10 protein-coding genes and 1 tRNA gene are annotated in these 10,148 nt (G+C 54.1%); 6 read left to right on the top strand and 5 right to left on the bottom strand.

Translation table 11 applies throughout. The features are described 5' to 3' along the window. The first annotated feature begins 204 nt into the window (after window positions 1-204). Window positions 205-1,200 (top strand): helix-turn-helix domain-containing protein, encoded by a 996-nt coding sequence (locus tag AC2FJC_RS11545; RefSeq protein WP_496739622.1) that lies wholly within the window; start codon window positions 205-207, stop codon window positions 1,198-1,200. Between the two features lie 234 nt (window positions 1,201-1,434). Here the strand turns inward: AC2FJC_RS11545 and AC2FJC_RS11540 are convergent, their stop codons facing one another. From AC2FJC_RS11540 to AC2FJC_RS11530, 3 genes are all read right to left on the bottom strand, one after another. Beyond that, complete coding sequence (locus tag AC2FJC_RS11540; RefSeq protein ID WP_496739621.1) at window positions 1,435-3,072, bottom strand: adenylate/guanylate cyclase domain-containing protein; 1,638 nt, start codon at window positions 3,070-3,072, stop codon at window positions 1,435-1,437. A gap of 120 nt (window positions 3,073-3,192) precedes the next feature. Continuing rightward, window positions 3,193-3,423, bottom strand: coding sequence for a helix-turn-helix domain-containing protein (locus AC2FJC_RS11535; protein WP_496739620.1), 231 nt, complete (start codon window positions 3,421-3,423; stop codon window positions 3,193-3,195). A gap of 27 nt (window positions 3,424-3,450) precedes the next feature. After that, window positions 3,451-3,609 carry a hypothetical protein gene (locus AC2FJC_RS11530; protein ID WP_496739619.1) on the bottom strand — a complete coding sequence of 53 codons (159 nt, stop codon included), beginning with the start codon at window positions 3,607-3,609 and terminating at the stop codon, window positions 3,451-3,453. Window positions 3,610-3,901: 292 nt separating this feature from the next. Here AC2FJC_RS11530 and AC2FJC_RS11525 point away from each other — a divergent pair, with 292 nt between their 5' ends. Further along, window positions 3,902-5,002, top strand: a complete 1,101-nt coding sequence (locus tag AC2FJC_RS11525; protein WP_496739618.1) for a Hint domain-containing protein — start codon at window positions 3,902-3,904, stop codon at window positions 5,000-5,002. A gap of 101 nt (window positions 5,003-5,103) precedes the next feature. On the opposite strand, the gene AC2FJC_RS11520 is transcribed toward AC2FJC_RS11525, so the two are convergent. Continuing rightward, window positions 5,104-5,193 (bottom strand) — tRNA-Ser (locus tag AC2FJC_RS11520). A 315-nt stretch (window positions 5,194-5,508) separates the two neighbouring features. Here AC2FJC_RS11520 and AC2FJC_RS11515 point away from each other — a divergent pair. The 4 genes from AC2FJC_RS11515 (at window position 5,509) to AC2FJC_RS11500 (ending at window position 9,009) form a co-directional block, all read left to right on the top strand. Then, window positions 5,509-6,012 (top strand): hypothetical protein, encoded by a 504-nt coding sequence (locus AC2FJC_RS11515; RefSeq protein ID WP_496739617.1) that lies wholly within the window; start codon window positions 5,509-5,511, stop codon window positions 6,010-6,012. A 211-nt stretch (window positions 6,013-6,223) separates the two neighbouring features. Continuing rightward, window positions 6,224-8,095 (top strand): site-specific integrase, encoded by a 1,872-nt coding sequence (locus AC2FJC_RS11510; RefSeq protein WP_496739616.1) that lies wholly within the window; start codon window positions 6,224-6,226, stop codon window positions 8,093-8,095. A 125-nt stretch (window positions 8,096-8,220) separates the two neighbouring features. Continuing rightward, window positions 8,221-8,478 carry a YjhX family toxin gene (locus AC2FJC_RS11505; protein WP_496739615.1) on the top strand — a complete coding sequence of 86 codons (258 nt, stop codon included), beginning with the start codon at window positions 8,221-8,223 and terminating at the stop codon, window positions 8,476-8,478. A gap of 9 nt (window positions 8,479-8,487) precedes the next feature. Continuing rightward, window positions 8,488-9,009, top strand: a complete 522-nt coding sequence (locus tag AC2FJC_RS11500) for a GNAT family N-acetyltransferase (RefSeq protein WP_496739614.1) — start codon at window positions 8,488-8,490, stop codon at window positions 9,007-9,009. Between the two features lie 439 nt (window positions 9,010-9,448). Here AC2FJC_RS11500 and AC2FJC_RS11495 read toward each other — a convergent pair whose 3' ends face one another. After that, window positions 9,449-10,102: a GntR family transcriptional regulator gene (locus AC2FJC_RS11495; protein ID WP_170328650.1), complete on the bottom strand. Its 654-nt coding sequence runs from the start codon at window positions 10,100-10,102 to the stop codon at window positions 9,449-9,451. Between the last annotated feature and the right edge of the window lie 46 nt (window positions 10,103-10,148).

The raw sequence follows: 10,148 nt of genomic DNA, 5'->3' as shown, positions 1-10,148 counted from the left end.
ATACTGGTCCCCCGTAAACCGCGTCGACAACGCATATGGCGACAGAAACCTAATCTGCACATGCCCCCCAATGGACGAATACGAAGAAGCCGCTGAGTAAGCGGGCTGCAAATTACGGTCGCCCCCTGCCCAAAGCGGGGGGCGGCCATAAGAAATGAGCGGTGCCCCGAAGGGCAAAGCCGAAGACCATTAGGTGGAGGAACAATGAAACACTATGTCCTCAAAAATGCCCGTTCACGGCAAGCCTGCGTTGCCAGGCAAACACCCAACAGAAATCATCATGTCGATGTTGTCCTCACTGGCACGGACACCGAAGCATCTGCACAGATCGTCCTTGATTTCTTTGATGCCTTGAACAGGCTGGTCGAACATCATTCTTACATCATCAACATTCGCAGGTTGGCTAAAGACCCGGTCGAAGGGCCGCTGTATTGGTCTGGGCGAACGGCACTGTTTTGGGGGGATATCCACGAAAACTGGCGGTTGGATGACTCTGAGAAATCCTGGACCTCACAGGTTGTGAACCTGTCGTCGCGCACAATACTTGTCGGCAGCGCCGTTTTGCTGCTTGCTCAGATCGGGCGGGCAGAAAAAACAGTCGCCGCGGTGCACCCCAACTTCACGGCCGCAGCGCAGGAAATCGGACTGATCGAAGATGGATCGGGTATCCACATGGCCTATGATAACCGTTTGCACAGCGCATCGACCCGGTTAAGCGCATTACAGTTGTTGTCCAATTTCGTTTCGATCGATCACGGAGAGCACCTCGCAGACACTCTGCGCGGATACATCGGACTGTCCGAGCCTAAGAGGACCGCCAAGAGCCATCTTGCAATCCGGCTTTTCCAACGGTCCGAGGCCGATCCACAAGTGCGCCGAGCCATCGAAACGATGAGTGATAATCTTGAGGAGCCATTGCGGATTTCGGATCTGGCGCAAATGCTGGGTACGTCTACCCGACAGTTGCAGCGTCGGTTCCTGAACAAAACCGGCACAAAGCTTTTGACGACGTACAGAGAGCTGCGTCTGGAACGGGCTGACACGTTGCTTCGGACAACGGATCTGTCGCAGCGAGAGATTTCGGCCGCCACCGGGTTTTCGTCTGCCGTCGCTTTGGGTCGCGCCTTTCGCGCCCACTACAAGACATCCCCGGACGACATCCGAAATCAACGCTTTGCGGGACAGTTATCTGCCAGGTAGGACGAAAAGGACCGCGCCCTGGTAAACAGTCGGTTCGCCCCCCCACCTCAAGTCAAACACACTCGCTGACCCACGCATCGGGTGAGTTGCCGTTCCCATTGGGCCGTCATCGGAGTGCGCACTGAAGCTGTTTTGGTTGGCTCAGTCTTGTAGATTGCAGGCGCGCTCATCGCTGGCAAATGACCGCCCGACCCCTCCTTTTGAAGCTACGACGGGCGCAACTCCCTGCATTTGTCAGGGATAGGGGGCACAAACCTGAGGCGCCGTCCGGCTTTCGACCAGACGCGCCAATTCAAAGGCCGAAACGCGGGTTCCTATGCCTTTCAGATCGAACGGTCCCGCCGGGGTCATATCTATCCGGACCTGACGCGCAGTTGCATTTGAGACAAGCACCTGACCGTCCTTGGCGATTTCACACAGGCGTGCCGCCAGATTGGGCGCAGGCCCGATGGCCGAGTAATCCAAACGACCCTCAAAACCGATCCGACCCAAGGTCGCTGCGCCCGTTGCGATCCCAATGCCGAGGCCAAGACCATGCTGCGCTATACCCGCCCTGTATGGGACCATCGCCTTTCGAACATCCACTTGCATTTTCTGGGCCAGATCAACGGCTCTCTGCGCGGCATCATCCAGCGGCACCGGCGCGCCGAACAAAACCATCAAACCGTCGCCAAGAAACCGTTCCAATGTTCCCCCGCAGGCCTCAACAAGCGGCCCGCAAGTGCCGTGAAATGAGTTGAGCGCCGCGACAACCTGATCCGCATTGGCAACGGCGGCGAAGGCCGTGAACCCGCGCAGATCGGCAAAAAGAACCGTGATCTCGGCCTTACGGGTTCTCAAGACATCCGCCTCATCCGTCGCGCCGACAATCATCGCTGCCACCTGAGACGGTAGGAAGCGTTTCAGACGATTGGTGCGCTCGATCACTTCTATCTGGTTGGCGACCCGAGTTTCCAACGCTGCATTCAAATCGGCCAGTTGGGCTTTTTGCACTTCGACTTGCCCGTAAAGCGCACCCAGTTTTTCGCTGGTCTGGTTTACGTGGTTTGCCAGCTCGCCCAGTTCGTCCCGATTGGGAACCGTAATCCGGGTGTCGAACCCACCCCTGGACAGCTTACTCAGAACCGCATGGATGCGTTCGATTGGCCACAACAGGGACGACGAAATCGAATATCCCAACAAAAGGGCAATCCCAATCGCCGCGATCGCCGCAGCCGTGATGCTTAGACGTGAAGTCAAATATGCCTGTTCTGTTGTCCGCGCCAGTTCACGCACTTCCTGTTCGACATCCTGCGCCACGGTATACGCCTCGCGTTGCATGGCTTGCAGCGGCTCGAACATTTGGTCAATACCGTGTTGCGCCGCAGCTAACAGATCGCCTTCGCGGTTCAAACGGCGCAGTTCAGTGATTGCTGGTAAAATGTCCTGAAGGTCAGATCGAAGGTTCGCGATCGCCTGCTCATCTGGCATTCCCGGCTGCCCGAAACTGCGAAAACCAAGGGCAAGGTTTCGCTCCAGTGCTGCCGAGACGTGAAGTATCGAACGCGTAGAAGCCCCCAGAATTCCGTTCTGACGTGGACGGCCTTTCAGGTTCTGCGGAACGAACAAGGACAGTAGATGTGTGTTCAGGTTCGAGATCGTTGTGTGGGTGTCATTAAAGAACGCAATACGTTCCTGATCGCGCATCATCGTCTCGGACCGGAGATTGGCCTGATGCAAGGCATAAAGACCAAACAACACCAAGCAAACCAGCAGACCGGTTATTCCCAAAAATGCCACCAGCAGCTTGGCCCGAACCGAAAGAGCGACCTTGGCGACGCTGAGCGCAACCAAGGGCGGCCTGTCAGGGCCACCGTTGCGGTCGTGTGTCATGCTGCACCCCCCGCCGAAATACGCGGCAGAACTAGCGTCATTGTACATAAATATGCAAAAAAACGCTAGCAAATAGATCAAAATGTCTGTGCAAATTGCACTGCTCTAGCAGAGTTTGCGCTACTTTTTGGACGGGTTGTTTTCGGCGTAATCGCGCATGCATTGGGTATCCGCGGCAACCGAGTGATTACGGTTGATTTTCACGCCCTCCGGCTTGAGCTGCGAAAATGCCCGGCTCAGGCTTTCGGGCTTCATGCCCAAGCGTCCGGCAATCAGCATCTTGTCATAAGGCAGCTCAACCGCGCAGCCGCCGACCACCTTGTCGGACGGGTTCAGCAAAAACTTGGCCACCTGCTGCGCGCCAATCTGGGCCTTGAGTTATTCAAGCTGTGGGACCAGCGAATGCAGATGGGTAAAGGTCGAAGTCAGGATCGATACGCCAATCTCAGGGTCTTCACGCATCAGGGACAAAAAAACCGGGTTGGGAAGGTGCATCACTACACAGGCCAATATGGCTTCTACCCGTGTTAGCGCCATGCTCATTGTCATGATATTGCGCAACGCGATCACCGTTGCACAGTTTAGCTAGTGAGATCGGTACCCAGCGCGGCCCACCGCACTGCCTTAACGAAAGTCAGGCCCATGGCAGAGTAGCGTTATGGTAAAAAGGCCAGCCACATTCATGAGTTCAAAAAAATGCCGTGGTATTGCCTTGAAATAAGGGGATTGATTGGCGACTGTTGCTGAAAATACCTATTGAATGGTGGTTTACGTGCCAAAAGTTCTGGCTGAAATGAACGGCGCGCGCAAAAAAGGTGGTGAGTTGTAAATGGCAAACTATTCCTACATTGGATATGATCCCGACGTCATCACGGTGGGGTCGGGCCAGGTCATTTTGGACACCGATTTTGACCCGGCCACTGACCGGCACGTTTTCAATGTCGAGGATGCAGCAGGCGGTGACATTCTGTCACGACCCGGGAATCCAACGCTGCCCGATACCGGCACCGTCTTTAACGGCGACTTCAACAGCAACGAAAGCGGCGATGACTTAACACAGACCGGTACGGTCACCAATCTGGACGGGTCCACAACATTTTTCAGTGGTGATATTTACCTTGAAGAATCCTATATTCTGACCGATCCGGACGGTGGCACCATCACCGTCTACCGGGTCGAGGTCGAGGGTGACCTGGCAGGCTATATTACGTCAGAGCCTTTGGAACCCGGCACTGCCTATTCGATGACGATTGTCAACGTCACGCCAGGCAATGCGCCTGATACAACCGACCCCACATCCATCGTTGACGTGCCCTGCTTTACGGCTGGCACACTGATCCGGACACCGGGTGGAGATATTGCGATCGAACGTCTGAGTGTAGGCGATTTGGTTGAGACGATGGACCGGGGTCCGCAGCGTATCCGCTGGATCGGTGCGCGTACGCTGACCAGTCAAGAGCTGTCGGAAAAGCCCAAACTGCGCCCGATCCGCATCGCCGCCGGTGCATTAGGCAGCGGACTGCCTCAGCGCGACTTACTTGTTTCCCCGCAACACCGGATGCTGGTGCGGTCCGCCATTGCAATCCGAATGTTCGAAACCAGCGAAATCCTCGTGGCCGCGCACGCGCTGGTTGGAATTTCCGGTATCTCGATCGAGGAAAACACTCAAACCGTCGAGTATTATCACATGCTGTTCGAACAGCATGAGATCGTCTTTGCCGAAGGTGCCCCATCGGAAAGTCTGTTTGCTGGTGCCGAGGCCCTCAGGACGGTGCCGGCTGCGGCACGGGCAGAAATGCTGGAACTGTTTCCCGCCTTGGCCACAGAGGATTTCGTACCACCATCAGCGCGTCCGATCCCGGCCAAAGGCAAGCAGGTTCGGCATATGGTGCAACGCCACATCAAGAACAACCGATCTTTGATCGAGTAATCGAATACAATTGAAGAGCAACAGCGACCTTAATTGTGTTAGGCAAAACAACCCCATAAGGGGCTGAAAAGCATCTTTTCCAATTGAACGGAAATGGTAGGTGGCGGAGACGAAGGGATTCGAACCCTCGAGACCCTTCCGGGCCTACTCCCTTAGCAGGGGAGCGCCTTCGACCACTCGGCCACGTCTCCGCCGACGGGTATATCCTTGCAAGCAACGGGAATACAAGGCGAAATTTCCATTTTGTGTCTCACTCCGGCAAAATTGCTGAACCCGTTGAAATTACGGTAAAACACACCGATTTACGTGGATTATGGGCAAGATTTGGACAATTTTTTCTGAGGCATTTCCCAGCGCCGAACCATCCAGCCGTCAGGTTCGAAACACCACAACACATCGAATCCCCATTCTGCATCGCCGCGCCGATTGAGAGATCATTATCTGCCAACGAAGAATTTCTCCTGTTTCGGTTCGAACTCATCTCCTCCGGGCATCGGAGGTAGCGCATGTCAAAACAAACGGAAAAAGGTGTGAACTGTGCTGGTACACAAGCTGAATATGATGCGCACAACTTAGCTATCGCCATTAGACAGAACCCTTCGCCGCTCTTGACCGTTCGTTGCTTAGCTAAGCGCTGGCGCTGCAGCCGATCTTCAGTTGAACGATTTCGCAAGCTTCTTGGCCTGACGCCTGTTTCTGTTCCTGGTGAGCACCCCTGCTTCGACCTGCTCGATGTACTGCGGCTTGAAGAGGTAGACGATCCGATCTTGTTATGGGCGTTTGGAGGCAGTGAGGGCCGCAAAGTCCTTCTTGCACCGTTGCTATCAATCGAGGACCTGCGGTTGCTCGACCGGCGGTTTGTCAAGTGTCACCCCGAGACATTTCGACGTTTGGCGCGAAATGGTCAACGCCACGGTTTTAAGCTTGGGCGGCGATGGCTTTTCCGCCCGACCATCGAAGAAATTGAGCGTTTGAATTTTCTGAACTCAGGCAAGCGGGCTGGAAAATGACAAGACCATACAGCAGTGAACACATCCTGCTTCACGGCGCGACAATGAAGAAAACACCCAAAGGGATTTCCCGAGGAAACACCATTGGGTGTTTTCTTCATTCATCCGCTCCTTTGCTTCACAAGCCAATTTTTTCGTCAAAACCAACAGAAGGCAAAGACCGTCGTTCTTTCGCGCAACGACGGTCTTTCCCCCTGATTGGAGACAAACAATGACAGCGAACGAACAAACTCAGCTGACACCTCCGACGCTTCGCGACGCACTGCTGGCGGCCAATGCCGGCGTCCTTGATCTGCCGTGGACTGAATCCTCCTGGAGAAAAATCCGTGGCTCGTTGTCCAAAGTAGAAAAAGTCTTTGACGTTTTGGACGCAACCCCAAAAACCGCACAAGTGGTTTGTGATTCAAAGCGCTTACGCACTCTGGTCGCGGACTATCTCGACACCGGAACAGCTCCAATGAACTGCGGTTTCAAAAGCTATGATAGGTTCTATGTCTGGTACTCGAACACCAAACGTTTTTTTGATTTGGTAAGCGGCGAGCGTGCTAAGAAGGCAGCAAACAAAACGCGTCAAGACCGGTCGGCCAAATTCCTCGAACTGGTCAGTAAAGGCACGCTCGGGTTGCCGCCGATCTCGGCTCGTGAGGCCATTCCGTTAACGATATTTATTAGTTGCTGCCGCGAGGCTGGAATTGACATCCACCAGGCGAACAAGAAATGGCTCGAGGAGACTATCGGAGCGCAGCCATCAGGCCGGGCGCGAACTCTAAAGCGGGCAGCGAAATTTCTCGATCAGATGAGGGGTAACACCCACGTCAGCCGAAACCTTCTCCCGCCCGAAAAATTTGGAGATCTATCAAGCATCAATTGTGCTGGGCATTGGGTTGCACCCGGAATTCACCCTGAATTCGGTCGAGCCCGTGACGAATACATCCAATCTCGTATCAAAGGCACCAGAACCGCCAGACTGGGTACGCACGATTTTCGTATTACCACTCGCGATGGAATAAGTAGCAATCGTGCCAAAGCACTCCGTCAGGCGATCAATCGGTACCATCATGGAGCTGTAGTGGCTGGCATCGTTGACCTGAATGCCCCGGATGTCGCGTTCCCCTGGGATCGCCTGTCTGACCCGGCGCTAATCGCGAAGATTGTTGAATTGGATGCAAGTGGAGCTTTGCAAAGGAATACCTCTGAAAAAACAAGGGGGGATCGCGTCAGAGTGGTAGTCAATTTTTTCGAATTCCTGTTCCCGGGCTTCAAATCCCAAGTTGATCCGACTTTCTTTGAAGCCGCGGACCTGAACAATTCGCGTCACCACACGACATCCAAAGCGAAGTGGAAGGAAGACACTACGCTGGAGTTCTTACAGAACCGGGAGTTGCAGCGACGGTTTTTTGGGATGCCGAAGCGTTTCTTTGAGGAAGCCTGGGAAATGATCGAACAATGGGAACAAATTGGGCCTGATCCAAACACAGGTTGCCTATCCAAGCTACAGGCCCGAGCTCTCGATCTCGCAATAATGGCAGCGTATACAAGTATCACGACCCGGTTTCCGCTGCGAAGAGCAACGATGTTGCAACTTAGGCTCTCGGGCAAAAACGCGCATGTGATCCTGCCAAAAGGAACTCAGGTGGCCCCGGCAAAGATCGTGGTAACCAGTGAAATCGTGAAAAACGGCGTGTCTTTGTCGCCGGTTGCGCTTCATCCCACGCGAACGCACGATCCGCTCACTGTGTTGAGCTGGTATCAGAAACGCGCGCACCACCTCGTGATCAAATACAAGGTCAAGAACCCCGCGAGATCAAAAATTCTTCTCTTCGGAGGAATGACAGGTGAACCAATAGCGAAGAAATTCAAACGTTATTCCGCAGAAGCAGGCTTTCTTCTGGACCCGCACATGGTGCGTCATCTTGCAGGTTCAATCCTGTACGCGCGCGGCATTCCAATCTCACACATTGCAAGCCTTCTCGGCATATCAGAGGCAACAGTGATCAAAAACTACGTGTTCATTGACAATGCCAATCTGATGCAAACGGCCACAAACGAAATCGCTGAAATTTATAGGGGACTGGATCTGTGAACAAAGCACACAATGCAGCATCACAAGAACTTCCGGTGGTTTCAGGAACACCAACATTGATGGGCACACTCACGCGCGATGCTGAGTGTCCTGTTGTTGTACTTTCATAAAATCGAGACATAACAATGAATATCTCAAAACACGAGCAACGTGTTTTGCACGAACTCGCCCTTGGCGGGTCGATACACTTCGAGCGCCTGGAAAACGGAAAAGTCCATGACGTCACTTGTTATACGCGTGACGGTTATGTGCTGTCCGACTGCACTCTCAGCGTTTTCCAACGCTTGCTGAAAAGGCGCTTCATTCACTCGAAGAATGGCCATCCCTACCGCGCCTCCGCGTTGGGGATCAAATCCGTGCGCGCCCAAATGAACCAAAGATAGGAAAAAACCATGAAACAAGCAGACATTGACGCAATTATTGAAGTCCACCGACTGGCATTCGGAAAAGATGAGGGCGACGACATCGCTCGGCTTGCCGAAGACTTCCTTGGCCTCGCGGACACGATTTCTATCAGCGCCAGACGCGACGGGAAGATCGTAGGCAACGTGATTTTCACTCCGTTTAACTTCGTGGACCACCCAGATGCAAATTGTTACCTGCTGGCACCTTGCGGGGTGTTGCCTGAGTATCAGGGCCACGGCGTTGGGAAAGAGATCATGGAGGCGAGCTTTGAACATCTGAGATCCGTTGGGACGGATGCAGTGTTCGTGCTGGGCGTCCCGGCATTTTACCCCAGATATGGGTTTGTCCCAACGGACAAGCAAACGCCATACCCGAACCTGATGACCGCACCAGAGGCGTGGATGGCGCTTGAGCTGACAAAAGGATCAGTAGAGAAACTGAGTGGCAAGACCGTGGCTATCCCACTGTTCATGCAACCGCATTGGTGGGACACCTCGCAACACGGGTGAAGTTCATTCCTGGTCATAACCAAATACCAGAACCCGCCATTCAATATCTCGAATTGAGTGGCAGGTTTGCTGCGCAAAGTGCAAACTCAACCAGCTCCGAATTCTGCGCCCGTAGCGAGGGGCCAGTTTGGCCGGGCGCACCTCAGCAATGATTTGCTCGGCGAAACGGCGGGTCAGGGCAGTTCCATACACGTGAGCGTGGGCGGATTCCGGACCTTCTCTGCATCTGCAAACCCATCCATGTATCGATGAGCGAGCGGACATTCAGACTGGCTCACGCTGCCGGTCGGTAATGATCGACGATCAGGACGGAAACGGACTTGGGGCAATGCGGCATGTCCGCTGCATCAGCCCCTAAGAAGCAACCATTGAGCCGAACTGCAGTGAAAAGTATCGTCAGCCCAGCCTTGAAGGTGAAGCACGCAATCAGCATGCCGCCTTACATAGCCTCCAACGTGTGGGTGAGGCCGTTTCGGATGTGATCTTCCAACAGTTTCTTGGCCGTGTCGGCGTCTCTGGCCAGTGCTGCATCAAACATGCCCTTGTGCTCCTTGACGGCCTCTTCGCCGCGATAGGTAAGCACGAGCATCTGATACCGCAGATACTTGTCGTAGATGATCGAGTGCAAAGACAGAAGGTTCTTGGAGTTGCAGGCCGCGATCATTGCTTGATGAAACTCCCAATCATATCGTTTCCAGGTTTCTTTCTCGGACTCGTCGCCCTTGAGAAGCTGCTGTTCCATCAGGTGCAGCTTGTGGTGTGCGGCAACAAGGTTGCCTTCCCAGTCCGTGTCGCCATTCGCAATCGACAACTCCAACGCGTGGCATTCCAACAGGACTCGCAACTCTGAAATCTCGGTCAGGTCTTCTCGTGAAACTGGCGTGACCAGGAACCCCCGTTGCTCGGGAGCTTCGACAAATCCGTCGCTGGCGAGCCTGTTCAGCGTTTCACGTAGTGTCGAAAGGCTTGCCGAGTAGCGTTCCTTCAAGGCGTCCAGCTTCAGTTTGGAGCCGGGCTGCAGTTCCCCGAAGATGATGTCCCGCTTGATGCGCTGATAGGTGCTTGCACCTATCGTAGACGGCTGTTTCGCCATGCGTTTCACCCGATATTATCAGTTTCCTCGTCAATTAGCATTTTTC

The organism is Ruegeria sp. CDSB117 (genome assembly GCF_059611005.1).
Note: the sequence above shows the minus strand (reverse complement) of the source record. Positions and strands in the feature narration are given on the sequence as shown.